Annotated in this window: 25 protein-coding genes, 1 pseudogene and 1 riboswitch; of the genes and pseudogenes, 7 read left to right on the forward strand and 19 right to left on the reverse strand. The window is 71.3% G+C overall.

The window, feature by feature from the left end:
- Nucleotides 1-156: 156 nt before the first annotated feature.
- From fxsA to ACIPWY_RS24760, 4 genes are all read right to left on the reverse strand, one after another.
- Nucleotides 157-738 carry an FxsA family membrane protein gene (gene fxsA, locus ACIPWY_RS24745; protein ID WP_393705898.1) on the reverse strand — a complete coding sequence of 194 codons (582 nt, stop codon included), beginning with the start codon at nt 736-738 and terminating at the stop codon, nt 157-159.
- A gap of 68 nt (nt 739-806) precedes the next feature.
- The gene (locus ACIPWY_RS24750) at nt 807-1,574 is read right to left on the reverse strand and encodes a polyprenol monophosphomannose synthase (RefSeq protein ID WP_362908999.1); all 768 of its coding nucleotides are present in this window, start codon (nt 1,572-1,574) and stop codon (nt 807-809) included.
- Between the two features lie 518 nt (nt 1,575-2,092).
- Entirely contained in the window at nt 2,093-3,730 is a 1,638-nt protein-coding gene (locus ACIPWY_RS24755; RefSeq protein ID WP_362909001.1) for an amidohydrolase, read from the reverse strand.
- 68 nt (nt 3,731-3,798) lie between these two features.
- Nucleotides 3,799-4,239: an Lrp/AsnC family transcriptional regulator gene (locus ACIPWY_RS24760; protein WP_100597468.1), complete on the reverse strand. Its 441-nt coding sequence runs from the start codon at nt 4,237-4,239 to the stop codon at nt 3,799-3,801.
- Between the two features lie 259 nt (nt 4,240-4,498).
- Between ACIPWY_RS24760 and ACIPWY_RS24765 the strand changes: the two genes are divergently transcribed.
- The gene (locus ACIPWY_RS24765) at nt 4,499-4,945 is read left to right on the forward strand and encodes a hypothetical protein (protein ID WP_362909003.1); all 447 of its coding nucleotides are present in this window, start codon (nt 4,499-4,501) and stop codon (nt 4,943-4,945) included.
- 7 nt (nt 4,946-4,952) lie between these two features.
- On the opposite strand, the gene ACIPWY_RS24770 is transcribed toward ACIPWY_RS24765, so the two are convergent.
- The 3 genes from ACIPWY_RS24770 to ACIPWY_RS24780 all read right to left on the reverse strand — a co-directional run bounded on the left by ACIPWY_RS24770 (nt 4,953) and on the right by ACIPWY_RS24780 (nt 8,968).
- Nucleotides 4,953-6,047, reverse strand: a complete 1,095-nt coding sequence (locus ACIPWY_RS24770) for a phosphotransferase family protein (protein ID WP_362909005.1) — start codon at nt 6,045-6,047, stop codon at nt 4,953-4,955.
- 162 nt (nt 6,048-6,209) lie between these two features.
- The gene (locus tag ACIPWY_RS24775) at nt 6,210-7,334 is read right to left on the reverse strand and encodes a hypothetical protein (protein WP_401535016.1); all 1,125 of its coding nucleotides are present in this window, start codon (nt 7,332-7,334) and stop codon (nt 6,210-6,212) included.
- Between the two features lie 461 nt (nt 7,335-7,795).
- Nucleotides 7,796-8,968, reverse strand: a complete 1,173-nt coding sequence (locus tag ACIPWY_RS24780) for an acyl-CoA dehydrogenase family protein (RefSeq protein ID WP_362909011.1) — start codon at nt 8,966-8,968, stop codon at nt 7,796-7,798.
- Nucleotides 8,969-9,402: 434 nt separating this feature from the next.
- On the opposite strand from ACIPWY_RS24780, the gene ACIPWY_RS24785 reads away from it, so the two are divergent.
- Nucleotides 9,403-10,644 carry a glycoside hydrolase family 18 protein gene (locus ACIPWY_RS24785; protein ID WP_362909013.1) on the forward strand — a complete coding sequence of 414 codons (1,242 nt, stop codon included), beginning with the start codon at nt 9,403-9,405 and terminating at the stop codon, nt 10,642-10,644.
- A gap of 96 nt (nt 10,645-10,740) precedes the next feature.
- Here ACIPWY_RS24785 and ACIPWY_RS24790 read toward each other — a convergent pair.
- A pseudogene (locus tag ACIPWY_RS24790) lies at nt 10,741-11,398 on the reverse strand (TetR/AcrR family transcriptional regulator).
- 111 nt (nt 11,399-11,509) lie between these two features.
- Between ACIPWY_RS24790 and ACIPWY_RS24795 the strand changes: the two are divergent.
- Nucleotides 11,510-12,115, forward strand: coding sequence for a DUF6230 family protein (locus tag ACIPWY_RS24795; protein WP_401535020.1), 606 nt, complete (start codon nt 11,510-11,512; stop codon nt 12,113-12,115).
- 59 nt (nt 12,116-12,174) lie between these two features.
- Nucleotides 12,175-12,684 (forward strand): DUF6114 domain-containing protein, encoded by a 510-nt coding sequence (locus tag ACIPWY_RS24800; RefSeq protein WP_401535023.1) that lies wholly within the window; start codon nt 12,175-12,177, stop codon nt 12,682-12,684.
- On the opposite strand, the gene ACIPWY_RS24805 is transcribed toward ACIPWY_RS24800, so the two are convergent.
- Both ACIPWY_RS24805 and ACIPWY_RS24810 read right to left on the reverse strand, forming a co-directional pair.
- Complete coding sequence (locus ACIPWY_RS24805; protein WP_362909017.1) at nt 12,662-12,808, reverse strand: SCO1431 family membrane protein; 147 nt, start codon at nt 12,806-12,808, stop codon at nt 12,662-12,664. The two genes, ACIPWY_RS24800 and ACIPWY_RS24805, sit on opposite strands and share 23 nt — an antisense overlap.
- Nucleotides 12,809-12,970: 162 nt before the next feature.
- Complete coding sequence (locus ACIPWY_RS24810; RefSeq protein ID WP_401535027.1) at nt 12,971-14,338, reverse strand: peptidase C39 family protein; 1,368 nt, start codon at nt 14,336-14,338, stop codon at nt 12,971-12,973.
- A gap of 201 nt (nt 14,339-14,539) precedes the next feature.
- Between ACIPWY_RS24810 and ACIPWY_RS24815 the strand changes: the two genes are divergently transcribed.
- Nucleotides 14,540-15,130, forward strand: a complete 591-nt coding sequence (locus ACIPWY_RS24815) for a uridine kinase (RefSeq protein WP_401535030.1) — start codon at nt 14,540-14,542, stop codon at nt 15,128-15,130.
- Nucleotides 15,131-15,614: 484 nt separating this feature from the next.
- Nucleotides 15,615-17,489 (forward strand): AAA family ATPase, encoded by a 1,875-nt coding sequence (locus tag ACIPWY_RS24820; RefSeq protein ID WP_362909023.1) that lies wholly within the window; start codon nt 15,615-15,617, stop codon nt 17,487-17,489.
- A gap of 52 nt (nt 17,490-17,541) precedes the next feature.
- On the opposite strand, the gene ACIPWY_RS24825 is transcribed toward ACIPWY_RS24820, so the two are convergent.
- The 9 genes from ACIPWY_RS24825 to ACIPWY_RS24865 all read right to left on the reverse strand — a co-directional run bounded on the left by ACIPWY_RS24825 (nt 17,542) and on the right by ACIPWY_RS24865 (nt 25,023).
- Nucleotides 17,542-18,639: a hemolysin family protein gene (locus ACIPWY_RS24825; protein WP_362909025.1), complete on the reverse strand. Its 1,098-nt coding sequence runs from the start codon at nt 18,637-18,639 to the stop codon at nt 17,542-17,544.
- Entirely contained in the window at nt 18,636-19,970 is a 1,335-nt protein-coding gene (locus tag ACIPWY_RS24830; protein ID WP_362909027.1) for a hemolysin family protein, read from the reverse strand. The genes ACIPWY_RS24825 and ACIPWY_RS24830 overlap by 4 nt, the downstream gene beginning before the upstream one ends.
- Before the next feature lie 230 nt (nt 19,971-20,200).
- Nucleotides 20,201-20,653, reverse strand: a complete 453-nt coding sequence (locus ACIPWY_RS24835; RefSeq protein WP_393706144.1) for a PH domain-containing protein — start codon at nt 20,651-20,653, stop codon at nt 20,201-20,203.
- 11 nt (nt 20,654-20,664) lie between these two features.
- The gene (gene hisG / locus ACIPWY_RS24840; RefSeq protein ID WP_401535036.1) at nt 20,665-21,513 is read right to left on the reverse strand and encodes an ATP phosphoribosyltransferase; all 849 of its coding nucleotides are present in this window, start codon (nt 21,511-21,513) and stop codon (nt 20,665-20,667) included.
- Between the two features lie 83 nt (nt 21,514-21,596).
- On the reverse strand, nt 21,597-21,869 hold the full coding sequence (locus ACIPWY_RS24845; protein ID WP_100597453.1) for a phosphoribosyl-ATP diphosphatase: 273 nt from the start codon (nt 21,867-21,869) through the stop codon (nt 21,597-21,599).
- A 35-nt stretch (nt 21,870-21,904) separates the two neighbouring features.
- A complete protein-coding gene (ribH, locus tag ACIPWY_RS24850) occupies nt 21,905-22,390 on the reverse strand; it encodes a 6,7-dimethyl-8-ribityllumazine synthase (RefSeq protein ID WP_100597452.1) in 486 nt (161 codons plus the stop codon).
- An 82-nt stretch (nt 22,391-22,472) separates the two neighbouring features.
- Complete coding sequence (locus tag ACIPWY_RS24855; protein ID WP_362909033.1) at nt 22,473-23,771, reverse strand: bifunctional 3,4-dihydroxy-2-butanone-4-phosphate synthase/GTP cyclohydrolase II; 1,299 nt, start codon at nt 23,769-23,771, stop codon at nt 22,473-22,475.
- Nucleotides 23,768-24,412 (reverse strand): nicotinamide mononucleotide transporter family protein, encoded by a 645-nt coding sequence (locus ACIPWY_RS24860; protein WP_362909058.1) that lies wholly within the window; start codon nt 24,410-24,412, stop codon nt 23,768-23,770. The genes ACIPWY_RS24855 and ACIPWY_RS24860 overlap by 4 nt, the downstream gene beginning before the upstream one ends.
- A 2-nt stretch (nt 24,413-24,414) precedes the next feature.
- Nucleotides 24,415-25,023 (reverse strand): riboflavin synthase, encoded by a 609-nt coding sequence (locus ACIPWY_RS24865; RefSeq protein ID WP_362909035.1) that lies wholly within the window; start codon nt 25,021-25,023, stop codon nt 24,415-24,417.
- Nucleotides 25,024-25,326: 303 nt separating this feature from the next.
- Nucleotides 25,327-25,457, reverse strand: a riboswitch (FMN riboswitch).
- A gap of 280 nt (nt 25,458-25,737) precedes the next feature.
- On the opposite strand from ACIPWY_RS24865, the gene ACIPWY_RS24870 reads away from it, so the two are divergent.
- On the forward strand, nt 25,738-26,484 hold the full coding sequence (locus ACIPWY_RS24870) for an SDR family oxidoreductase (protein ID WP_393706147.1): 747 nt from the start codon (nt 25,738-25,740) through the stop codon (nt 26,482-26,484).
- Nucleotides 26,485-26,564 lie beyond the last annotated feature (80 nt).

The raw sequence follows: 26,564 nt of genomic DNA on the forward strand, positions 1-26,564 counted from the left end.
GCGCGACTGAACGAAGCCGTGGGCCGGACACACGTCACGTGTGTCCGGCCCACGGCTTTCGCCTGCCCGGCGCCGGTTATCGCCCGTCCGGCGACCGTCGGTTTCCGCACGTCCGGTGCCGGCGGGGCTCAGTGAGCTTCTGAGCCCCGCACACGCTCACGGAGCGATCGGGGGGCGCGGACCCGCGTCGGGGCGTTGTGCGGGCCGCTCATCGTCCTTGATCACCTCGCCCTGGATGACCGTGCCGTCCGGCCGGTGCATCCGCGCCTGCTGGAACGCGTCCCCGAGGGTCCCGGGGGTGGCCGACTGCATCTTCCGCTCGATCGTCCGCTCCGTGTAGCGGCTCAGGGCCGTACGGACGGGCGGCACGAGCAGGAGGAGTCCCAGGGCGTCCGAGATCAGGCCCGGGATCATCAGGAGCAGGCCCGCCAGCATCAGCAGACCGTTGCCCCCGGCGCGCTGCTCGCCTGCCGGGACCGCGCCGCCCTGCTGCTGTTGCAGCGTCTCGCTCAGGTTCTTGAAGGCCCGGCGCCCGGCGCGCTTGATGACGACGGCGCCGAGCACGATGCCGGCGAGCAGCAGCAGGAAGACGGTGAATCCGCCTGCCGCGCCCGCCACCACGGTCAGCAGCCAGATCTCCAGGACCAGCCACGCGGCGATACCGAGCGGCAGGAACATGCGGACCCGGGAACGCCGGGGGGTGGCGGGGCGCGAAGGGGGCGGTGTGCCAGTCGTCATGCCCCCAGTGTGCCTGGGCCCCGACCCGAGTGGCGTAAGCGGGAGATCAAGATCGAACAGGCTACGGCTCAGGACTGCTTGCGGCCGATCACACGCCCCATGCGCTCGCCCACGCCCCAGGCGGTGACCCGCCACAGCGCCTCGACGACGATGTCACGGCTCATCTTGGAGTCACCGAGCTCGCGCTCGACGAACGTGATGGGCACCTCGACGACGTGGTAGCCGGCCCTGACCGCACGGCGCGCGAGGTCGACCTGGAAGCAGTAGCCCTGTGAGGAGACCTCGCCGAGCCCGAGGCCTTCGAGGGTCTCGCGGCGGAAGGCGCGGAAGCCGCCGGTGACGTCCCGGATCGGCACGTCGAGCAGCAGCCGCGAGTACGTACTGCCGCCGCGGGAGAGGAACTCGCGCGACTTGGGCCAGTTGACGACCCGCCCGCCCGGCACCCAGCGGGAGCCGAGCACGAGGTCGGAGCCCTTCAGCGCGGTCAGCAGCCGGGGCAGCTCCTCGGGTTGGTGGGACCCGTCGGCGTCCATCTCCACCAGGACGCCGTAGCCGTGCTCGAGGCCCCAGCGGAAGCCCGCGAGATAGGCCGCGCCAAGACCTTCCTTGCCCTGCCGGTGCAGGACCTGGACCTGCTCGTCGCCCGAGGCGAGCTCGTCGGCGAGCTTTCCCGTGCCGTCGGGGCTGTTGTCGTCGGCGACGAGGACATGCGCCTCGGGCACGGACGCGCGCACCCGGCCGACGATCGACTTGATGTTCTCCGCCTCGTTGTAGGTCGGGATGATCACCAGCGCCGTACCGAGAGGACCGAACTGCCGCCCACCGCCGTCGTTCACAGCTTCCCCTTAAGACTCCTGTACGAGGGGACCACCATAGCGAGAGTGCCTGTCGGCGCTGGTAAGGCGCCCTGCGCGGGACTGCGGGATCGGGGCCCGGTGCCCTTCGGGCCGACCTGGGACCCGCTGGCTGCGGGTCTACCGAGAGCCGTTGTCTACTGAGCGTCCGGGCCCCACCCGGGTCGCACCTTCCCCCGTGCTCCCGCGGAGCAGGGAGGGACCCCCATCCGGCCGGAACGTTCCAGCGCCCCATGGCGCGAGTGCTGGGCCTGGCTCCCAGTGGTGGTGCGCCGGTGCGGCGCACCACCCCCTGACCCAGCGGCGTTCATCGACTGCGCGGAGGTTCCCCGGTCGGACGTCCAGTGGTGGACCCGGCAGAACCTACCCGTCGACCGCTCCCAGCTGTCAACAGCCCTTTGACCTGCGATGATTGGGGAAACCGCCTGGTCAGTGCCGAGGATCCGCAGGTCGCGCGAACGCGCGTCGGAGCGCGATCGGCCGTACGGCGCCCGCCTACATCACTCGTCCGGCCCTACGTACACGGTCCGTCCGCCGACCACCGTGCGCAAGCAGAGCGGCAGTTGGGCACCCGGCGTGAGATCGGGGAGACCGGGCGTCCCGGAGCGCGGGTCGGTCGACCAGCGCGCGACGCGGTCGTCGGGCGCCTGGACGACGAGCTCCTCGGTGCGCCACACGGCGTAGTCCGCCGGGGCGCCCGGAACCAGGATTCCCGCGTCGTCCCGGCCGACGGCGCGCCAGCCGCCGCGGGTGTGCGCGGTGAACGCGGCCCGCACCGACACCCGGTGCTCGGGCGTGCGGTGGAAGGCCGCGGCGCGGACCGTGCCCCACGGGTCGAGCGGGGTGACCGGACTGTCGGAGCCGAAGGCCAACGGGACGCCCGCGCGCAGGAGCGCGGCGAACGGGTTGAGGGTGCGGGCCCGTTCGACGCCGAGGCGGTCCGCGTACATGCCGTCCTCGCCGCCCCACAGGGCGTCGAAGGCGGGCTGCACGGAAGCGGTGAGGCCGAACTCGGCGAAGGAGGCGATGGTCTCCGGCGACAGCATCTCGGCGTGCTCGACACGGTGCCGTGCGGCCCTGACGCGGGCGAGGCCGACCTTCTCGGCAGCGGCGCGCACGCCGTCCACCACGGCGGTCACCGCGGCGTCCCCGATGGCGTGGAAGCCCGCCTGGAGTCCCGCCTCGGTGCAGGCGACGACATGGGCGGTGACGGCGTGGGCGTCCAGGTAGGACGTGCCGGTGTGCCCGGCGGCCGCGTCTGCGTACGGCTCGTGCAGGCAGGCCGTGTGGGAGCCGAGGGCTCCGTCCACGAAGAGGTCGCCCGCGGCGCCGACGGCGCCCAGCGCACGGGCCCGCTCGATGTCCCGGTCGGCCCAGTAGCCGACGACCCGGGGGCCGGCCTCCTCGGCGGCCAGCCGCAGCAGGCCGGTGAAGTCGTCCTCGGAGGAGATGTCGGGGCCGCCGCACTCGTGCACGGAGCCGATTCCCAGGGAGGCCGCGTGCCGCAGGGCCGCACGCTGGGCATCCGCGCGCTGCTGCGGGGTGACGGCGGCGTGGGCGGCTGCGCGGACGGCGTGGTGGGCGTCGCGGGTGAGCGGTCCGTCGGGGGTGAAGCCGGGGCGGTCGGCGATGCCGGGCACGAGGTCGAGCAGGGCCGTGGTGACGGCGGCCGAGTGGACGTCGATACGGGAGAGGTAGAGCGGGCGGCCGCCGGTCGCCTCGTCGAGCTCGGCGCGGGTGAGGGGCGCGCCGTCGGGCCAGCGGGCCGCGTCCCAGCCGTGGCCGAGGAGGATCCGGTCGGTGGGGCGGGCGGCCGCGTGGGCGCGGACGAGGGCGAGCGCCTCGCCCCGGGTGCGGGCCGCGGAGAGGTCGAGGCCGGTCAGGGCGAGCCCGGTCGACGTGGTGTGGACGTGGGCGTCGGTGAACGCGGGAGTGACGAGGGCGCCTTCGAGGTCGACGACCTCGTCGACCCCCTCGGCGAACGCGTCCGCCGCGCCTTCGGAGCCGACCCAGGCGACGTGCCCCCGCTCGACGACCATGGCCGTGGCGAAGGGGTCGGCGGGGCTGTGGACGTCGCCTCCGCGCAGAAGGACGGTGCGGGACTGCGCCGGTGCGGGCGGCGTGGGGGTCGTACTCATGGGGACAGTTTCCCGCGTTTGTGCCCACGGTCCGCACCCGGGGCCCGAACGGCCCGGACCCGAGCCGGTCAGACGCGGGGCGGCCGTGCCTCGTACGGCGTGGAGAGGACGACGGTCGTGCGGGTGGAGACGCCGGCCAGGGAGCGCACCCGGGCCAGCAGGTTCTCCAGGTCGTGCGGGGTCTCCACGCGGACCTTGAGGATGTAGTTCTCGTCGCCGGCGACGCTGTGGCAGGCCTCGATCTCGGGGACGCCCGCGAGGCGTTCCGCGATGTCGTCGGGGGCGCTCGGGTCGAAGGGTTTCACCGAGATGAAGGCGGTGAGCGACAGGCCGACCGCCTCGGGGTCGACGACCGCGGCATAGCCGCGGATGACTCCGCGCTGTTCGAGGCGGCGCACGCGCTGGTGCACCGCGGACGTGGACAGGCCGGTGGCCTTGCCCAGGTCGGTGTAACTCATCCGCCCGTCCTTGACGAGCAGCTGCACGATCTGTCGGTCGAGCTCCTCCATGGCGCAGAACCTACAGGTCCCTTGATCCCCCGGGATACCCGAGCGGCCCACCGGGCGGATACGCCTGCCTGGTCCGTTCGGGACATCGGGGTGCGTACGCCTACCTGCCGCCCGACCTCCGCAATCGGCATGTGACGAAGACCACACCTGTCGAACCGTGTCCACGCGCGTGCCACGATTACCCCCACGACGGGACGGGAAGTGCTTGCTGTGGTCGAGGCCGCAGCGCCTTGTCGGCCCACCCGAGGGGGAGAGTCCCATGCAGAATGTGAAGCGTCCCGGTCGCCCTGCCCGCAGTCGGCAGCAGCCGGTGAACGAGCCCGAGCCGGAGGGCGTCGAACCGGCGGACACCGGAATCGACGCGTTCGACGAGTACGACACCTTCGAGATGTACCGGGTGTTCTGCCCGGACTGCGCGCAGCCGATCGCGCTGCTCGCCGACGAGGACGTGCTGCCGGAGCACGCGCTGTGCGCCTCGCCGTGGAACCCGTTCGGCCTCACGGTCTGCGCCGGTACGGGCCGCGCCGCGGCCGACGCCCGGCCCGCCGACGACTCGGCGGAGGCTCAGGAACAGGACACCGCCCTCCTGTTGACGCTCCCTCAGGGCCTCGACTGGCGGATGCAGCCCTTCTCGCACGTGGGCGGCCCGGGTTCGCGCCCTCTGCGCGTCCCCGAGCAGACGCAGACGCGGCGCGCGGCCGCCTGACGGCGCCTCAACTCCAGTAACTGCCCTGCACCATGGCCCGCAGACTGGCGTGGTGCAGGATCAGTGTGTCCGGATCGTCCGGCACGGCCACCTCACCGAAGTACACCTGCCGATAGGCGACGCGCAGCATCACGACGGCGTGGCGCAGGGCGGCGTACAGGGTGTGGAAATCCATGTCGCGCGGTGTGTGACCGGTGAGTTGGGCGTAGCGGCGCTCGATGTCCTCGCGGCGCAGGAAGCCGGGCAATCCGGCCTGGCCGAAGCTCTCGGTCAGGTCCTGGAAGAAGCGGTGCAGGTACACGGTCCAGCCGAGGTCGACCTCGCGCGGGGCCAGGGCCGCCATCTCCCAGTCGAGCACGGCGGCCGGTTCGAAGCCGTCGTAGATGATGTTCCCGATGCGGGCGTCGCCCCAGTTCAGGACGGGTTCGCCCTCGTCGGCGGGCCAGAGTTCGGCGAGCCGCTCGAAGGCGCTCTCGATGAGCGGTGACGGCGGCAGACCGTCCACCACCCAGGCGTAGTAGGCGCGTTGGGCATCGACGTGGCGGCGCAGGGCGCTGCCCTTTCCGGGTGCGGCGAGGAACTCGGCCTCGGACGCCGGGACTCCGTCGTGCAGCCGGGCGATGAGCCGCACGGTCGCGTCCTGGAGCCGTGCGCGCTCGGCGTCCGTCGCGGCGTGCAGCCAGTTGCCCTCGTACGTGTAAGGCATGACGTCCGGCGGTACGCGGCCCTCGACGCGCTCCATCACGAAGAACGGAGCGCCCAGCGGCCCGGGATCCTCCTCCAGCCACAGGACCCGCGGCACCGGCAGCCCGGTCCGCTCGCCTGCGAGCCGCATCGTGCGGTACTGACGCAGCATGTCGTAGTCGGGGAAGATCGTGTACGCCGACGGGTCGGCGGCGAGTCTCAACGCGCAGGCACGGACGGGCGGTTCGGGGTGTTCGATGTCGAAGAGCAGCGTCTCGCTGGACATGCCGTTGGACTCGGGGACTCTCACGTCGACCGCCTTGGCACCCGGCAGCCGGGCGGCGAGCCACGTGGTGAGCCGGCGGGCCACTTCCTCGGGCTCGCGGGTGCTGGTGCGCGGACGGGGTGCTGTCGCCATCGCAGGCTCCTTTCAAAGCGCCACGGAACTCAGGGCGTGCGGCGTGACCGATGCCAGGGGCGTCACCGGCCTCAGGGGCGTCACCGGCTTCAGTGCGCCACGGAGTCGTAGCCGGTGAAGCCGCTCGGGTCGTGCCGGCCGAAACGAGGGGCGTCACCGGCTTCAGTGCGCCACGGAGTCGTAGCCGGTGAAGCCGCTCGGGTCGTGCCGGCCGAAACTGCCGTGCTCGAAGATGCCGTGGCCGACCTGGCCGTCCAGGGTGAAGCGCGCCGCGTGGTCGATGACGCCGTAGCCGGCCATCGGGTGAGCGGTGGGGTCGGACAGGTCGTAACTGCGGCGGTCGGTCCAGTCACGGCCGCGCCAGGTGCCGTGCTGCCAGTCGTCCGCGGGCGGGTATCCGGCGCCGACGGCGAGCGGGGACGAGGCGAGGATCTCGACGCCGAGTTCCAGGGGCTTGCGGGAGAGCGGGTCCGTGAGGTGGATGACGGCGCTCTCGGGGTGGCGGGTGCCTGTCCGGTAGGTGATGTCGGCCTGGGGCCAGCCGAGTTGGAGGTCCGGGCGGCCGTCGCGGACGAGGGTGGCGTCGTTGAGGGTGCGGTAGCCGTCCGCGTCCTCCTGGACGATCACCATCAGGAAGCGGTCGTCGAAGCGGACCGGTGACCAGATCCAGTGGAAGCCCTCGGTCCTGTTCTCCTCGGCGAGCCGGCCGCCCTCCTCGCCGGGGACCGGGCGCACGCCCCAACTGCGGTCGCGGGTGCCGGTCCAGCCGTCCAGCGACACCTCCCGCCCGCCGATGCGGAGCCGGCCGTCACAGCGCCCGGCCTGCACGAAGCGCCTGCCCTCAAGGGTGAGGCGGCCGCCTCGGCGCTGGGTGTGGTGGGGCTCCCAGAGGGCCGGGAACGCCGCCGACCAGTTGATCTCGTACGAGAGTCCGTCGGGGTCGTCCGGGTCGGCCGCGCAGGTCAGGACGAAGTCCTTCAAGGGCCGTTCGACGTGGATCCGGAGCGGGCCGACGGCGAGTTCCATGCGGGCGTCGTCGCGCAGGGCGTCGGAGGCGCGGACCGCGTGGAGGGTGTCGCCGACGCGCAGGCTCGCGTACGCGTCGATGACGCCGAGGTTCGGGTAGACGCCGAGACCGAGGATGAGCAGGAACTCTCCGGTGGGGTCGACGAGATGGAAGATGCACCGGTCGTAGGCGTTGCGGTCGCCGGTCGCGACGTGCTTCATGGACAGCGGTACCTGGTGGACCGGGTATTCGTCGAGTGCGACGGGGCGGTCGTCTGCCACGCGTTTCCTCCCTGGGCGTACGGCGGTTGACGTCGCCCGGAGGGGTGCGGCCCCCGGCGGCGGAGTTGACGGTACGTCAGCTCGGCGGCCGGAGCCAGATGTGTGCGCGGACCTGAATGCGGCGACGGCGGGATCAGGCCGGGCGCGGGGCCGACCCTGAATCCAAACGAAAAGGCCCTAGAACTCACGCCCCCATACCCACAACGGTGACCTGTCCGGCGCGGGCGCGTTGGCCCGGCATGCCCCTCACGCAGACCGCCACCGGCCGTCGTCGTCGCCTCCTGGTCCCCGTCACCGCAGAATCGGTTCCGCAGCCGCCGCCCCCGGAGCGCCCCGCCCCCCAGGACCCCCCATCTACCGCGCACTGGTCAGCCACTGGGCCGACCGCGGCAAGACCCTGCCGGGGCACCACGATCCGGAGTGGACCCGGCTGGTGGCGCCCCCGGTCAGAACGGGGCAGTTCAGCGACTTTCAGGACCGGCGAGGTGCCGGGCGATGACCATGCGCTGGATCTGGTTGGTGCCCTCCACGATCTGGAGCACCTTGGCCTCGCGCATGTAGCGCTCGGCCGGGAAGTCGGTCGTGTAGCCGTACCCCCCGAGCACCTGGACGGCGTCCGTGGTGACCTTCATCGCCGTGTCCGAGCACATCAGCTTGGCCATCGCGGCCTGCTTGGAGAAGGGCCGGCCCGCGTCGCGCAGGCGGGCCGCCGTCAGATAGAGCGCCCGGCCGGCCTCGATCTGCGTGGCCATGTCGGCGAGCATGAAGCGCAGGCCCTGGAAGTCGGCGACGGGCCGCCCGAACTGCTCGCGCTCCGTGGCGTACGCCACCGCCTCGTCGAGGGCCGCCTGCGCCACCCCTATCGCGCAGGCCGCGATGCCGAGCCGCCCCGAATCGAGGGCGGACAGGGCGATCGCGAAGCCCTGTCCCTCGTCGCCGATCCGGCGCGCGTCGCTCACGCGCACCCCGTCGAAGTGGACCTGCGCGGTGGGCGAGCCCTTCATCCCCATCTTCTTCTCGGGCGCCGCGGCGCTCAGCCCCTCGGCGTCACCGGGGACCAGGAACGCGGTGATGCCACGCGCCCCCTCGCCGCCGGTACGCGCGAGAACGGTGTAGAAATCGGCGACGCCGCCGTGCGTGATCCAGGCCTTCGTGCCCGTGATCACCCAGTTGTCGCCTTCGCGGACCGCCTTGGTCCGCAGGGACGCGGCGTCGGAGCCCGAGGACGGCTCGGAGAGGCAGTACGCGCCCAGCAGGCCGCCGCCGAGCATGGCGGGCAGATACTCGACCCGCTGCTCCTTGGTGCCGAAATTGGCCAGTGCGTGACAGGCCAGCGAGTGGACGCTGACGCCGAGGCCGACCGTGAGCCGGGCGGCGGCGAGCTCCTCCAGTACCTGGAGGTAGACCTCGTACGGCTGGTCGCCGCCGCCGAAGCCGGAGTCGTAGGGGAGGCCGAGCAGGCCCGACTCGGAGAGCAGCGAGAACGTCTCGCGGGGGAAGCGTCCGGCGTCCTCCTCCTCGGCCGCGCTCGGAGCGATCTCGCGCTGCACGAGCTCACGTACGAGCGAGAACAGATCCCGGGCCTCGTCCGTGGGCAGTTGACGGTCCACCGGCTGCGGGGCGCGGTCGGGCATATCGACGCTCTCCTCCCTGTCGGGCACTGCGGCGGTCGCGCGCGGGGTGGTGCGGCGGCGCCGTGTTCGAGCCGCCGCCGAGGGCTCCCTTCCGGTTCTCGGACGGGCGCTGACCAGCGGCTGCGGCCCGTTGAGTATGCCCGTTCGACGGCGGCCAGTCACCAGTTAACGACCGCTTACTTCAAAGATACCGAAAAGACGGCGGCGGGGCGGCCGGGAGCGGTCCGGGGCCGCCGCCGGAAGCCGCGGGGAGCCACCCGATCGGCCTGAGCACATTGGTCCGCACCATTGACCCCACTGGTCTAGTCCTCCTAAGGTTCCCTGCAACGTCTTAACGCGTTCATGCCAAAGACTCGTGACACGGATCGCGTGACGACGCCCCCGAGGTCCACAGCAAATCCCCCCACGCTCCCCTCCCCCCACGAGGAGACACGATGCTCAGACCGCACCGTCCCCGCGCCCCCTTCCGGGCGCTCCTTTCCGCCGCGTGTTGCGCCGTTCTCGGCGCCGGACTGCTCGCCTCCGCCGGCACCGCCACAGCGCAGAACGAGACCGGCCCCCAGGCAGCCGCGGCCGGTTCGAAGGTCGTCGGCTACTTCACCGAATGGGGTGTCTACGACCGGAACTACCACGTCAAGAACATCGAGACGTCGGGCTCGGCCGACAAGCTCACGCACATCAACTACGCCTTCGGCAACGTCACCGGCGGCAAGTGCGCCATGGGCGACTCGTACGCCGCGACCGACAAGGCGTACACCGCCGACCAGGCCGTGGACGGCGTCGCCGACACCTGGGACCAGCCGCTGCGCGGCAACTTCAATCAGCTGCTCAAGCTGAAGAAGCTGCACCCGAACCTCAAGATCCTCTGGTCCTTCGGTGGCTGGACCTGGTCGGGCGGGTTCACCGACGCGGCCAAGGACCCGGCCGGTTTCGCCCAGTCCTGCTACGACCTGGTCGAGAACTCCAAGTGGGCCGGTGTCTTCGACGGCATCGACATCGACTGGGAGTACCCGAACGCCTGTGGCCTGACCTGCGACACGAGCGGGCGCGACGCCTACAAGAACGTGCTGAGCGCCCTGCGTTCGAAGTTCGGCTCCAGCGCGCTGGTCACGTCCGCGATCCCGGCCGACGCCTCCGACGGTGGCAAGATCGACGCCACCGACTACGCCGGCGCCGCCCAGTACGTCGACTGGTACAACCCGATGACGTACGACTACTTCGGGGCCTGGGACGCGCAGGGGCCGACCGCCCCGCACTCACCCCTGACCTCGTACAGCGGCATCCCGAAGGCGGGCTACAACACCGACGCCACCATCACCAAGCTCAAGGGCCTCGGCGTCCCGGCGTCGAAGCTGCTCCTCGGCATCGGCTTCTACGGGCGCGGCTGGACCGGCGTCACGCAGGCGGCGCCCGGCGGCACGGCGACCGGCCCGGCGCCCGGCAAGTACGAACAGGGCATCGACGACTACAAGGAGCTCAAGTCGAAGTGTCCGGCGACGGGCACGGTCGGCGGCACCGCATACGCCTACTGCGGCAACAACTGGTGGAGCTACGACACCCCGGCCACCATCGCCGGGAAGATGGACTACAAGAACCAGCAGGGCCTCGGCGGCACATTCCTCTGGGAGCTCAGCGGTGACACGACGAACGGCGAGCTGATCAGGTCGGTCAACTAGCCTTTCACGCAAGGCACTTGGGGCGGGGGATGCGCGGCGTCCCCCGCCCCGTTCCCTCGCCCGTTCCCTCGCCCTTCCGCCCCTTCGCGCGTCGCGTCAGGGCCGGGCGGGCGCCGGGCAGTCCGGCTCGAACTCCTCGACGACCCGCAGGGTCTCGCCGAGCAGGCGCACCAGGAGCTCACGCACCGTGTCCCTGGCGGGCCTGCGCTCGCCGATCCAGTCGAGCGTGACCCCCTCGACGCTGCACAGCCAGCCGAGCAGTGCCATCCGCGCGACCCGGGGAATGTCGCGGCGTCCGTACGCGCCCTCGGCGATGGCGGCGATCATCGCCTCGCGCACCCCGTCCCGTATGGCGTGCACCTCGGCGTCGAATCCGACACCGCCGCTGATGATGGTGCGGTACGCCGCCTGGTGGTGCTCGGCGTAGCGGAGATAGCCGTCGATGGTGCGGTGCACGCGGTCCACGGGCGCGAGGTCACCTACGCCGCCCGCGCGCGACCAGGTCGGCGACGGACTCCTCCACGATCGCGAGGTAGTAGCCGCGCTTCGACTTGAAGTAGTAGTAGATCAGCCCCTTGGCGACGCCCGCGTGCCGGGCGATGTCGTCCATCGACAGCGCGTCGTAGGACGTGTCGGCGAACAACTTCCGCCCGATGGTGATGAGTTCGGCGCGCCGCGCCACGGACCGGTCGGTGCCGCGCGCCTGCGGGCGCGCGAGACCGACGTCCGTACCGCGCTGTTGACTATTATTCAATTTCCGCCCCAGTCTCCAACTGCCGACGGGACACCCGCGGTTCGAACCTTCCCACGCACTCCCCCTTTCCCGCGCGCTCCCTGCGCATGCGGACGATGTACGGGAGGAACAGTGAGCGAAGCACACCGGCACGGCAGATCCGACTGGAAGAAGACGGCGGTTGTCGCGCTGCCCGCGGTCCTCGCGGTCGCCGCGTCGGCCTCCGTGATGGCGCAGGGCGCGCTCGCCGCGTCGTTCGCCGTCTCCGGCACCGGCTTCCAGGTCTCCTCCGGCAACCTGAAGAGCCAGGGGCTCGCGTCGTACCTCCAGACGGACCGCGACGTCGACGGCGAGGGCCATCCCGTGGCGCTCCTCGGGATCGGGAACGCGACACTGAGCGACATCTGCCAGGCGGCGCAGGTCAAGACTCCCGTCGGAACAGTGGTGTTCAAGCTGACGGCGGGCGGTGACGCGGGCCAGGTCACCGCGAGCGATCTCGTCATCGACGGCGAGGACCTGGTGGGCGACGCCCGGTTCGGCACGGCGGAGATCGGGCGCGACGCCTCCACCCTGGACGCGGTGAACGGAGTCCAGGGCGAGCGGGACAAGTTCGGGCTCCAGGCGCGCGGCATCGAGGTCGCCGAGGTCAGGTCGCACGCCTGGTCCGCGACCGGCGGGAACTTCCGGCTCAAGGGCATGAAGGTCGATGTGAGCAGCGGCGGCAAGAAGTGCTTCTGAGGGGCGGATGGCTGGACAGACGGCTGGACGATGGGCTGCCGCTGAGAGAACTGCGCCGGGTGGTGCGCGAGTGGCGCAGGACGCGGCCGTTCTGGGCGGGGCTGCTGCTCATCCTCGGCGGCACCGAACTCCTGCTCGTACCCCTTTCCCCACTGACGGTCCTGGTCAGCCTGGGGCTCGGCGGGATCGCGGCGATCGGCATCGGGATCGCGCTGGTCGTCGCGGGCGGCTTCCTGTGGCTACTGCCGCACACCCGCCACTACGTCAGCCTCAACGCCCTGATCCTGTCCGTCCTTTCGTTCGCGGCGACGAACCTCGGCGGGTTCGTCGTCGGCATGGCCCTCGGGATCGCCGGCAGCGCCATGGGGTTCGGCTGGACGCCCACGCCGGACGACGCGGCGGGGCGGACGAAGGTGCGCGACCACCAGGGCACCCGTACGCTCGCCGTCCTGCTGCCCCGGCGCTCTCCCGTGCGGTGGCTCTACGGGCTCGTGGGGCTCCCGGACCGGCACTGGCGCGTCGAGCCGGGCGCCGGGGAGAGCCGGGTCACATCAGTCCGGCCTGCGTGACGAACATGGCGAGGACCACGACGAAGGTCCAGCCGAGGACGTGCTCAAGAATCTTGGGCCCATCGTCCTTGGGGCCGCCGGTGCGGGTCCGGGCAGCACGGTTCGTGGCGGTGGTCGCGGTCATGGCATCTCGCTGAGGTCGTCCGGCAGTGGCATCCCCCCACTGACCCGTCCACCATGCCACCGCCGCGACCGCTTGTGGGCGAGAGCTTGGTCACGCACCACTTCGGAACGCGGCATGCCACGGCCCCTCCCGAACGCGCCGGGAGGGGCCGTGGCAGGTTCCTCAGCGGACACCGACCGCCTGGAGCGCGCGGCTCTGCTTCGGGGTCGGGTGGGCCGGGAAGTACAGGTAGCAGACGCCGCCGGTGCCGGACACGACGCTGCCACTGGCGTTGTACCTCTTGGTACGGAGCCAGATTTTCTCCCACTCCGCCCTCTTGTAGACGCGGCGCACTGCCGTGTCACTCGGCGACGCCGGGTCGTTGGCGATCACGTCCCCGTCCGCGGTGAAGCCGATCACCGTCATGAGGTGTCCGGACGTCCCGTAACCCGCACCCGTCAGCTCCTCCTTGAGGAACGACTGAGACGTTATGGCCGGGATCCCCGCCGCGATCAGGGTCTCCAGATCACCGAGCGAGCCGAGCCGCGTGACGACCCCCTGAAGATCCTTGTACGTCGCCGCGTAGGCAGCGTTGAAGGGCCAGTTCCCACAGCCCTCGTACTGGTAGTCGTACGTGAAGCGGGCCGCGTGGCAGACCTGCGGGTCGGCGTAGTCCGGGTTGACCCAGGAAAGATCGCCCGAGGAGGGCTCGCGGCCCCAGTACTCGACGATCATCTGCGAGGACGTGGGGCTGCACCAGGCCTCGCCGCCGTTGTCGTACTCGGGGTACTGGCCCGCGTGGATGCTCTGCGAGTAGCGCGGCACGGACAGCTCCTTGGCGAGCCCCGGCTTCGAGGCCGGCACCGAGAAGCGGTCGGGAACGTCGGAGCCCATGGCGCCGAGCCGCCATACAAGGGGCGACGCCTTGGAACCCGGGGTGCGGTACAGGGTCAGCCGCAGACGGTAGGAGACGAGGCGCAGGCCCGAGGCCGCGTCGTCGATGGAGAAGGTGTCCGTCCAGATGCTGGACCTGCCGTCCGACTGGTCGTCGACGGAGGTCCGCCGGATGTCCTGGTCGCCCGCGGCCCAGCGGCCCATCACGTACCAGGGAGTCGCCGCGCCGTCGGAGTACGTGCCCTGGAGCTCGATCTGGATCCACGTACCGGCCGGGGTGCGCGCGTTCCAGGAGGCGATGACCTCCGTGGCGGGCACCGACAGGCGGTGCGCCAGGGAGGTCCACCGGCCGTACTCCCAGGCGGCAGTCTTACCCGTGTGCGGATCCGTGTAGTCGGTGCGGCCCTCGGGGGTCGCGAGCGTGAGCCCGGGGCGGGCCCCGGCGACCGCGCGGGTGCCGGCCGCCGTTCCGGAGCGCCAGTCCGTGTGGGAGGTCCAGGCGTGGTTGTCCACGAGGCGCGGGGCCGCGTGAGCTCGCTCCGGTGCGCCGGTGTCGGCGACGGCGGGACCCGCGGTCGTGGCGAGCGCGGCGGCGCCCGCGGTGGCAGCGGCGGCGGTGAGCAGGGTTCTGCGGGACAGAGGTTCGGGTCGGGTCATGGACGGGGCTCCCCCAGTCGACGAGATATCCGTAAAGGGGCGGGTGAGGTGCACGACAGTGCGCCAACTATGGCCGGTACCCGCTGACTTCCACCAGCGTTTCCGGTCCGGTCGTCACTACCAATATTGGCCTGTACCACTGGCATGACCTGCGGCGGCGCGCGGGAAACCGGCCGGACGCCTCCCGTACCCTTGCGGGCGATGACCTTCCAGCCCCTGCCGCTCCCCCGGCTCGCCGCGACCCTGCGGGCCCTGCCGCCCTCCTGCGGGCCGGTCCGGCTGATCGCCGTCGACGGGCACGCGGGCTCCGGCAAGTCGACGTTCGCCGCCCGGCTCGCCGAGGCACTCGGGCAGGCGCCCGTCCTGCACCTCGACGATCTCGCCAGCCACGACGCCCTCTTCGACTGGACGGCGCGGCTCCGCGAGCAGGTCGTCGATCCGCTCTCCCGCGGCGAGAGCGCCCGGTACGAGCCGTACGACTGGAACGCCCGGCGCTTCGGCACCCCGCGCGCCCTGGCGCCCGCGCCGGTGGTCCTGATGGAGGGCGTGGGCGCGGGCCGGCGTTCGGTACGGCCCTTCCTGGCGCGACTGTTGTGGATGGACACGCCCGAGGAGGTGTCCTGGGAGCGGGGACGGCGACGGGACGGACCGGCGCAGCGCGACTTCTGGGACGGCTGGATCCGAGCGGAGCGCGCGCACTTCGCCGACGACCCCTCGCGCCCCTTCGCGCAGACATTGGTACGTGAGTGCTCTGAGGGCTACGAGGCACGTCAGATGCCTCCCGGGGCCTGACTTCCGACGCCTTCCGTCACTCACCGTGAGGGGCCGTCGGCAGCGCGCTGCCCCCTCCTGAGCCGCCTTCCGCCAGTTTCCGCGAGTGCCTCAACTCGGCTTGACCGACGGGCCGTACAGGACTTACGTTCTGAATGTGCGGCCTTACGGGGTCGCCGGCAGACGCGAAGCCCCCGGTTGTTCCCCCGTGATCGGGGGCTTCGTTCTGCCCTGTTCACCCTTTCAGGGGTGCGATGAGCCCCGATCCGTTCACCCTCGGTCACCGTCCGGCCCCGCCCCCACCTGCGCCGTCCCTCTCGGATCCGGCCCTGCGGCGCCCTCGGCCGACGACTCCTGCGCAGGTACGATGCCTTTCGGTGCGGCCCAGGGACGGCGCGCGGTCCGCACCGTGACAACTCCCGTCCACAGCACATCGGTTCGGCGCAGGAGCCGGCGGGCACCGGCCCGGCGGCGCACCACGGGGGCACGGTTTGTGGGGGACGTGATGGACTTCGGCACACAGGGCTCGCCCGGCCCGGCCGACCTCGCCTGGGTGCGTGGCGTGGACGCCTACACCATGGGCGCCTATCCACAGGCCGAGGAGGAGTTCCGGGCCGCGGTCCGGATGGATCCCGGCATGGCCGACGGCTGGCTCGGGCTGCACGCCTTACGCATCGACACGACGACGGCGCTGCTGCGCATGTTCCGGCACCGCGACCGGTTCGGTGAGCAGCGCACGCGGCACCGGCGCACTCTCAACTCCTGGTACTGGCTTGGCTGGTGGGTGCAGCCCGTCCTGGAGCGGCCGCGCGATCTGCTGCTCGCGCACGCGTCGCACTGGCTCGACGGGCGCCATGTCCCGGACCTGGACGGGGCGTTGGCGACGCTCCCGCGCGTGGACGCGGATCCGCAGGTGCGGTTCCTGCACGCCTGCCGTGCCTACCTCGTCAAGGACTGGGAGCAGCTGGTCCGGCACACGGACCCGCTGATCGACGACGGGCTCCTCGGCATCGAGGCCGGGCTCTTCGGCGGGATGGCCCGGGTGCGCCTGGAGATGTACGGGCAGGCCGAGCCGCTGCTGTCCGCCGCGTTGATGCGCTGCCGCAGCGAGCAGCCCCAGCGTAAGGAGCTGCGCTACTGGCTGGCCCGCGCGCACGAGGGCACCGGCCGCTCCGCCGCCGCGCTCCCCCTGTACCGCGCCGTGCACCGCGTGGACCCCGCCTTCATGGACACCTCGGCCCGCCTCGCGGCCATCGCCGAGAGCGACGGCTACGGCGACTTCGGCGACGGCACGGACGTCAGTCCCCTCACTCTGACCGGGCTGGGCCAGGACGTGCTGGACGGCTCCGAGTCGATGGACCCGCTGTACGAGGGCGACGGCCGGGACCTGAAGGTGAGCGAGCCCGATCTGCCGCCGCCCGGCGCCGTGCCCGCCGAGACGGACGTGGTCCGCGAGAAGGCCGTCGTACCGATCACGCCGCAGCTGCCGGCCGGGCCAGCCGACCCCGCGCTCCTCGAGGAGGCCCTCGCCGAGCTGGAGCGGATGGTCGGCCTGGAACCCGTGAAGCGGCAGGTGAAAGCGCTCTCGGCACAGCTGAACATGGCGCGCCTGCGGGCCGGGCAGGGCCTGCCCGTGCAGCCGCCGAAACGGCACTTCGTCTTCTCGGGCCCCTCCGGCACCGGCAAGACCACCGTGGCCCGCATCCTGGGCCGCGTCTTCTACGCGCTCGGCCTGCTCGGCGGCGACCATCTCGTGGAGGCCCAGCGGGCCGACCTGGTCGGCGAGTACCTGGGCCAGACGGCCGTGAAGGCGAACGAGCTGATCGACTCGGCGATCGGCGGAGTCCTGTTCGTCGACGAGGCGTACGCCCTGTCGAACTCGGGCTACGGCAAGGGCGACGCGTACGGCGACGAGGCGCTTCAGGTCCTCCTCAAGCGCGCCGAGGACAACCGGGACCACCTCGTGGTGATCCTCGCGGGCTACCCCGAGGGCATGGACCGCCTCCTCGCGGCGAACCCCGGGCTGTCCTCGCGCTTCACGACGCGGGTCGACTTCCCCTCGTACCGGCCCCTCGAACTCACCGCGATCGGCGAGGTGCTCGCCGCGGAGAACGGTGACGTCTGGGACGAGGAGGCCCTCGACGAGCTGCGCTCCATCAGCGGACACGTCGTCGACCAGGGCTGGATCGACGAACTCGGCAACGGAAGGTTCCTTCGGACGCTGTACGAGAAGTCGTGCGCCTACCGGGACCTGCGGCTGACGGGGTACGCGACCACGCCGACGCGGGACGACCTGTCGACGCTGCGGCTGCCCGATCTGATGCAGGCATACGGAGAGGTCCTCTCGGGGCGGGGGCCCCAGGATCCGTCGGCGATGTGACATGACCAAGGGGCGGGCCCGTAACGGGACCCGCCCCTTCGCCGTACGGCTGTCAGCCTGCCAGCGCCTCCTCGGGCGCCTCGGCCCGCGGCTCCGCCACCCGTGACCCGGGCGCCGGAGCGTCCCGGTGCGCGGGGTCACGGACCTCGCCGACGAGCATCTCCAGGACGTCCTCCAGGGCGACCAGGCCGAGGACCCGGCCCGAGGCGTCGGCGACCTGCGCCAGGTGCGTCGCGGCGCGGCGCATCACCGTCAGGGCGTCGTCGAGCGGGAGTTCGGCGCGCAGCGTCGTCATGGGACGCCAGATCTGCTGCGGCACCGCGCGGTCGTGGTCGGCGGAGTCGATCAGGTCGAGGACGTCCTTCACATGCAGATAGCCCATGAAGGCGCCCCCCTCCGCGCAGACGGGGAACCGGGAGTAGCCCGTGCGGCCGGTCAGCTCGATGACCTGGCCGGGGGTGACCGACGGGCCGACCGTGACGAGGGACGCCCGGTCGAGCAGGACGTCGGTGACCGGGCGCGATCCCAGCTCCAGGGCGTCCCCGAGGCGTTCCTGCGCCTCGGGTTCGAGCAGCCCCGCCTGTCCGGAGTCCTCGACGAGACGGCCGAGCTGGACGCTGGTGAAGACCGCCTCGACCTCGTCCCGCGGCTCGACCCCGAACAGCTTGAGCACGAGCCGGGCACAGGCGCCGAGGGCGACGGTGACCGGCCGGCACACCCGGGCGAAGGCGACGAGGCCGGGGCTGAACCAGAGCGCGGTCTTCTCCGGCGCCGCCATCGCGAGGTTCTTCGGGATCATCTCGCCGACGACGAGGTGGAGGAAGACGACGGCCGCGAGCGCGATCACGTAGCCGAGGGGGTGGATCGTTCCCTCGGGCAGGTGCATCGCCTCGAAGAGCGGCTCCAGCAGACGGGCGACCGTCGGCTCGGCGACCGCGCCGAGCGTCAACGAGCAGACGGTGATGCCGAACTGGGCCGCCGCCATCATCTGCGGCAGGTGCTCCAGGCCGTACAGGACCTGTCGGGCCCGCTTGTTGTCGATCGGCTCGATCTGGCTGCGGCGCACGGAGACCAGGGCGAACTCGGCGCCCACGAAGAAACCGTTGGCCAGCACGAGGAGGAGGGCGAAGAAGAGCTGGAGCGCGCTCATCGGGTCGCCTCCGCGAGCTGGACGGCGTCCGCGGTCCGTACGATCCGGACGCGCTCCGCGCGGTAGTGGTCGACCTGACGCACCGCGAGCCGCCAGCCGGGCAGCTCGGCCCGGTCACCGGGTGCGGGGATCCGGCCGAGCAGATCGGCGACGAGACCGGCGACGGTCTCGTACGGGCCTTCCGGTACGTCGAGGCCTATGCGGCGCAGGATGTCGACCCGGCAGCTGCCGTCGGCGTCCCATGCGGGGCGGCCGTCCTCGGACGGGGCGACCGCGAGCTCGGGCAGGTCGAGGCGGTCGTGCTCGTCGCGGACCTCGCCGACGAGCTCCTCGACGATGTCCTCCAGGGTCACGACCCCGGCCGTGCCGCCGTACTCGTCGACGACGACGGCTATGGGCTGCTCGCTGCGCAGACGCTCCAGGAGGGGCTGCACGGGCAGCGTCTCCGGGACGAGCAGCGGAGTCTGCGCGATACGGCTCACGGGGGTGCGCAGCCGGTCGTGCGCGGGCACCGCGAGGGCGTCCTTGAGGTGCACCATGCCGACGATCTCGTCGATCCGCTCGCGGTAGACCGGGAAGCGGGAGAGGCCGGTGGCGCGCGTGAGGTTCACGACGTCCTCGGCGGTCGCCGAGGCCTGGAGCGCGCTGACCTTCACGCGCGGCGTCATGACGTGCTGGGCGGTGAGCTCTCCGAGGGACAGGGTGCGGACGAACAGGTCCGCGGTGTCCTGCTCCAGGGTGCCCGCCTGTGCGGAGTGCCGGGCCAGGGAGACGAGCTCGCCGGGGGTGCGGGCCGAGGCCAGCTCGTCGGCGGGCTCGACACCCAGGGCGCGTACGGCTCGGTTGGCCACGGCGTTGAGCAGGGCGATCACGGGCCGGAAGAGGCGCGAGAACGTGTGCTGGGGGCCCGCGACGAACCGTGCGACCTGGAGCGGCTTGGACACCGCCCAGTTCTTCGGCACCAGCTCGCCGATCACCATCTGCACGGCGGAGGCCAGAAGCATGCCGATGACGACGGAGACGCCTCCGACGGCGCCTTCCGGGACACCGACTGCGGTGAAGGGCCCCGCGAGGAGCGTCGCGAGCGCCGGTTCGGCGAGCATGCCGACGACCAGCGAGGTGATCGTGATGCCGAGCTGGGTGCCGGAGAGCTGGAAGGACAGCTCCTTGAGGGCGTTCACGACGGTACGGGCCCGTCGGTCGCCGTCGGCCGCGGCCTTCTCGGCGTCGGCACGCTCCACCGTGACGAGGCCGAACTCGGCCGCCACGAAGAAGCCGTTGGCCAGGATCAGCAGGAATGCCGCTCCGAGGAGCAACAAGGGGATGGTCATGCCGCCGCCTCCGCGCACACACAGCGCAATTCGGTCGCGCTAGGTCGGGAGGGGGCGGCGCATGTACTGCAGGACGAACCGTCCATCGCCGGAGGGAGTCACTCCTCGGGTAGCAGGAAACCCCCGGGGCCCTGGCGGACCCGTCGTCGGGGGCGGGGCGGCGAGGTGCGCGCGCCCGCCACCAGATTAATCAAGACAGGGGTGGAAGCGTCAGGGCGTAGGGCCCTGAGTCAGCCCTGAAGTTCCCCGGAGGCCGTAGAACGGGCCTCGGTGAGGGCGCGCAGGGCACGCGCGTCGGCGAGGGCACGCTCCTTGGCCATGGCGGGCTGGATGCCCATGGCGGCAAGGCTCGTGCCGTCGCTGAGGTTGAGGAACACCCAGGGGTCGCCGGGCCGCAGGGTGACCTGGACGATCTCCGCCCAGGCCAGGCGGCGGCTGCGTGCGATGTTCACCACGGTGACGCCCTCGTCGTCCGCCACGACCTTGGGCCGGGCGAGCAGGACGAGCCCGCCGAAGAGGAGCGCCCCGGTGAAGATGAAGGTGAGGCGGTCGCCGGGGTTGATGCTGCCCAGCATGAGGGCGATGGCCGTGAGAGTGACGAACATCGCCCCGCCGAGGCCGAGCAGGACGGCCCGGGTGCGGGCCGGCCGGAAGGTGACGGGCAGCGTGGGGACTTCGGACATGACTGCGGTCCTCAGAGGCGGCAGGCGTGGATGGCCGTGGTCAGGATGGCCCGTGCGCCGAGGTCGTACAGGTCGTCCATGATGCGCTGGGCGTCCTTGGTGGGGACCATCGCGCGGACGGCGACCCAGCCCTCGTTGTGCAGGGGCGAGATCGTGGGCGACTCGAGACCGGGGGTCAGGGCGACGGCCTTCTCCAGGAACTCGGCGCGGCAGTCGTAGTCCATCATCACGTACGTCCTGGCGACCAGGACGCCCTGGAGGCGGCGCAGGAACTGCTGGACCTTGGGGTCCTCCGTGGCCGCGCCGGCGCGGCGGATCACGACGGCCTCGGACTTCATGATCGGCTCGCCGAAGACCTCGAGGCCGGCGTTGCGCAGGGAGGTGCCGGTCTCGACGACGTCCGCGATGACCTGGGCGACACCCAGCTCGATGGCCGTCTCGACGGCGCCGTCGAGGTGGACGACGGACGCGTCGACGCCTGCCTCGGCGAGGTGCTTGGCGACGATGCCCTCGTAGGAGGTGGCGATCGTCTTGCCCGCGAGGTCATCGAGGCCGGACACGGTGCCCGGCTTGGCGGCGAAGCGGAAGGTGGAGCGGGCGAAGCCGAGCGGCAGGATCACCTCGGCGTTGACGCCGGAGTCGATCAGCAGGTCCTCGCCGGTGATGCCGATGTCGAGCTTGCCCGCCGACACGTAGATCGCGATGTCCTTGGGCCGCAGGTAGAAGAACTCCACCTCGTTGACCGGGTCGACGAGGACGAGCTCCTTGGACTCCTTGCGCTGCTGGTATCCGGCCTCATGGAGCATCGCCGACGCAGGTCCGGACAGTGAACCCTTGTTGGGGACGGCGATGCGCAGCATGAGGTCGGATTCCTTTGCGTGAAAGTGCGTGAGAGTCGTGGAACAGGGGTGTGACAGGTACGGCGGTGAACCGGGCGTCGGCTCTAGAGGTGGGCGTAGACGTCGTCGAGGGAGATTCCCCGGGCGACCATCATCACCTGGACGTGGTACAGCAGCTGCGAGATCTCCTCGGCAGCGGCCTCCTTGCCCTCATGCTCGGCGGCCATCCAGACTTCGGCGGCCTCCTCGACGACCTTCTTGCCGATGGCATGGACGCCCTTGTCCACCAGTTCGGCGGTGCGGGACGTCGCGGGGTCGCCGTTCTTGGCCTTGAGCTGAAGCTCGGCGAAGAGCTCTTCGAAGGTTTTGTTCGCCATGATGGTCCTAAGACTACGGGGTTACGCCCGGCCACTCAGCGCCAGGGTTCGCTGACCGAGCGCAGTGTCGCCGCCGTGGCGACGGCCGCCGTGACGGCCTCGTGGCCCTTGTCCTCGTTCGAGCCCTCGATTCCGGCACGGTCGAGGGCCTGCTCCTCGGTGTCACAGGTCAGCACGCCGAAGCCGACGGGTACACCGGTGTCGATCGTGACCTGGGTCAGCCCCATGGTGACGCCCTGGCACACGTACTCGAAGTGCGGGGTGCCGCCGCGGATGACGACGCCGAGGGCGACGATCGCGTCGTAGCCGCGGCCCGCCAGGACCTTGGCGACGACGGGGAGTTCGAAGCTGCCCGGGACCCGCAGGAGGGTCGGCTCGTCGATGCCGAGCTCGTGCAGGGCGCGCAGGGCGCCGTCCACGAGGCCGTCCATCACCTTCTCGTGCCACTGTGCCGCGATGACGGCGACGCGCAGGTCACCGCAGTTGCGTACGGACAGTTCGGGTGCGCCCTTGCCACTCACGTTGCTCCTCAGTTCAGTGCTTGTGTGGTGCTGATGTCGTGCTGTGTTCGATGTGCGGTATGTCGTCCGAAAGGGGTACGGGCTACTGGTTCGCGCAGGTCGTGGTCGCGGGGGCGTCCAGCCAGGGCAGGTCGTGGCCCATCCGGTCCCGCTTGGTGCGCAGGTAACGGAGGTTGTGCTCGCCCGCCTGGACCGGCATGGGCTCGCGGGCGGCGACCTCGAGGCCGTGCCGCACGAGCGCGTCGGTCTTGTCGGGGTTGTTGGTCAGCAGGCGCAGGCTGCGCACGCCGAGGTCCTCGAGGATCTGGGCGCCCGCCGCGTAGTCCCGCGAGTCGGCCGGCAGGCCCAGTTCCAGATTGGCGTCCAGCGTGTCGCGGCCGCGCTCCTGAAGCTCGTAGGCGCGCAGCTTGGAGAGCAGCCCGATGCCGCGCCCCTCGTGACCGCGCAGGTAGACGACGACGCCGCGCCCTTCCGCGGTGATGCGCCGCATCGACTCTTCGAGCTGGGGGCCGCAGTCGCAGCGCAGCGAGTGGAAGACGTCGCCGGTGAGGCACTCGGAGTGGACCCGGACGAGGACGTCCTTGCCGTCGCCGATCTCGCCGTGGACGAGGGCGACATGCTCGACGCCGTCGACCGTGGAGCGGTAGCCGTACGCGGTGAAGTCCCCGAAGGCGGTGGGCAGATTGACCTCGGCCTCGCGGCGGACGGTCGGTTCGGAGGAGCGGCGGTAGGCGATCAGGTCCTCGATGGAGATGATCGTCAGGCCGTGCTTGCGGGCGAACGGGATGAGTTCGGGCAGGCGGAGCATCGTGCCGTCCTCGCCCGCGATCTCGACGATCGCCCCGGCGGGGCGCAGGCCCGCGAGCCGGGCGAGGTCGACGGCGGCCTCGGTGTGGCCGTTCCTGACCAGGACGCCGCCGGCCTTGGCGCGCAGCGGGAAGATGTGGCCGGGCCGCACGAAGTCGCCCGCCTCTGCGGTGCCGCCGGCCAGGAGCTGGAGCGTGGTGGCGCGGTCGGCGGCGGAGATGCCGGTCGTCACGCCGTGCGCGGGGCCCGCGTCGACGGAGACCGTGAAGGCCGTGCGCATCGACTCGGTGTTGTGCTCGACCATCTGCGGCAGCTGGAGGCGCTCCAGCTCGTCGTTCTCCATGGGAGCGCAGATCAGTCCGCGGCACTCGCTCATCATGAAGGCGACGATCTCGGGGGTGGCCTTCTCGGCCGCGATGACGAGGTCGCCCTCGTTCTCGCGGTCCTCGTCGTCGACGACTACGACGGGGCGGCCGTTCGCGATGTCGCGGATCGCCTGCTCGACGGGGTCGAGCGACAGGTCCGAGGTGTCCTCGTCGTGCGCGGTGCTGTACCAGATCGGGGCCGTGGTCATGCCGGTGCTCCTTCCAGGGCGGGCTGCGAGGCCGAGCGGGACCGCAGCCACCAGTCGCGCATGCCCCACAGGACGAGCGCGCCGTAGATCACGTAGACGAAACCGGAGAAGGCGAATCCGTTGGCGAAGTTCAGCGGTACGCCCACCAGGTCGACGAGCAGCCAGGCGAACCAGAACTCGACCATGCCGCGTGCCTGCGCGTACATGGCGACGATCGTGCCGACGAATATGTACGCGTCCGGCCAGGGGTCCCACGACAGTGTGGGGAATGCGGTGAAGAGGCCGCCGACCGCCAGGGTGCCGAGTGCGGCGGCGCCCAGCAGGAAGCCGCGCTCGCGCCAGGTGGCGAACCGGACGGCGAGGGAGCCGTCCTGGGCCTTGCCCTTGCCGCGGTTCCACTGCCACCAGCCCCACGCGGCGACGACGATGACCACGAGCTGCTTGCCCGCGCTGCCCGAGAGGTGCGCGGTCGCGAAGGCCGTGAGGAGGATGAGGCCGGAGACGAGCTGCGCGGGCCAGGTCCAGATCGAGCGGCGCCAGCCGAGCGCGAGGGCGACCAGACCGACGGTGTTGCCGATCATGTCGGACCACATGATGTGCTGGCCGAAGAGCGTGAACGCCTCGGAGTTCAGCCAGTTCAGGCTCACTTGGTGGCCTCCTGGGCACGGTCGCCGAGCAGCCGCTCGACGTACTTGGCGATGACGTCGACCTCGAGGTTGACCGGGTCGCCGGGCTGCTTGAGGCCGAGCGTGGTCAGGGCGAGGGTGGTGGGGATGAGGCTGATGGTGAAGTAGTCGGGGCCCGCGTCGACGACCGTGAGGCTCACTCCGTCGACGGTGATGGAGCCCTTCTCGACGACGTAGCGCGCGAGGTGCGCCGGGAGCGAGACCTTGACGATCTCCCAGTTCTCCGACGGCTTGCGCTCGACGATGCTGCCCGTGCCGTCGACGTGTCCCTGCACGATGTGTCCGCCCAGGCGGGCGCCGACAGCGGTGGGGCGCTCCAGGTTGACCCGGGAGCCGACCGCGAGGGCGCCGAGGCTGGACCGGTCGAGGGTCTCCGCCATCACGTCGGCGGTGAACTCGTCGCCCTCGTGCTCCACGACCGTCAGACAGACGCCGTTGACGGCGATGGAGTCGCCGTGGCGGGCCCCTTCGGTGACGACGGGGCCGCGCAGCCTGAAGCGGGAGGCGTCGCCGAGGTCCTCGACGGCAGTGATCTCGCCCAGCTCTTCGACGATTCCGGTGAACACTTCAGTGCTCCTTCGCTGCAGGGGCCGCGGGGCCGACAAGGGTGGCGGTGAGGCGCAACGCCTCAGGGCCGGCGGGGATTCCTGAAGGAGCGAAGGACGCGTGCGGGCGCACGGCTGCTCGCCGGGCGGGCACTGCGGAAGTGGGGGCCACCGGGTCCTCCTGCCTCTTCGGGCACGGACTCCGGGGCACTGTCGCGATACGGCGACAGAACGTACGGGCGAGGACACCGAGGCCGACGCCGAATAAGACCTGTCCCTGAGGACAAGTCGAAACAGACGGCGGCGCGCACGAATGCCCGCCCGCCGCGCACTGCCTCCCATCCGGACTTTAACCGTCGGTCCAGGAATTTCACCTGGTCAACCGGCCGCTGGAAGCGACCGGGTCGCGGACTGTAACCGCCGGTTCGGACTTTCACCGACCCCGGAGTGCGCTGCTTCTGGTACAGAGCCAGTGTGCCACGTCCCCGCATGGGCCAAACGGGTGATCGACTGTGGGCTGGCTCACAGGCCGTGTGCGTGGACTCGCGCAGCGTTCCGGGCGGTCGCCGCTGCCAGGGTATGAGCGTGACGATCGCAACCGCCGAGGCGGGCGGCGTGCCGGCGGAATCCTGAGGCGTTTCGCGGGCACTGTCACATTTTCGCGCCGCCGCCCGTCCAGTGCAGCGAGGGACGTCCCACCGTGGAGCGTCCGGTGTGCGAAGGAGCTGAACTGCGATGACCACGATCCTGGTGACCGGCGGTACGGGAACCCTCGGCAGGCTCGTCGCCGAACGGCTGCGCGCGGACGGGCACGAGGTGCGGGTGCTCAGCCGGCATGCGCGGCCGTACGCGGTGGACCTGCGCAAGGGCGGGCCCGGACTGGACGAGGCCGTCGCGGGTGTGGACGCGATCGTGCACTGCGCGAGCACGCCGCGCGGCGGTGACGAGGAGGCGGCGGGGCATCTGATCGAGGCCGCGCGGCGGGGCGGGGTGCCGCATCTGGTGTACATCTCGATCGTGGGCGTGGACCGGGTGCCGCTCGGCTACTACAAGGCCAAGTACGCGGTCGAGAAGCTGATCGAGGAGTCGGGGCTCGGCTGGACGGTGCTGCGCACGACGCAGTTCCACGACCTGGTGTTCCAGGGCGTTCAGGCGCTGGCCAAGCTGCCGGTGGTGTTCCTTCCGGCAGGGGTCGCCGACCAGCCGGTCGACGTCGCCGAAGTGGCCGACCGCCTCGCGGAGTTGGCGACGGGCGAGCCTGCGGGACGCGTGGCGGACATGGGTGGTCCCGAAGTGCGTACGGCGCCGGATCTGGCCCGCGCCTATCTGCGCGCGAGCGGTAGGCGTCGGCCGGTCCTCGAAGTCCGCCTGGCCGGGAAGACGTACAAGGGCATGCGGGACGGCGGGCATCTGACGCCCGGACGCGCGGTGGGCAAGGGCACGTTCGAGGAGTTCCTCGCGCGGCGGTTCCCCGCGAGCTGACGTGGGGCGGCGGGCAGGGTTCAGCGGCCCCGCCGGCGCGAAGACGACGGCCTGCGCCCCGCCACGCGCCGAAGGGGTTC

Source organism: Streptomyces sp. NPDC090032, from assembly GCF_044748025.1.
Lineage (GTDB): Bacteria > Actinomycetota > Actinomycetes > Streptomycetales > Streptomycetaceae > Streptomyces.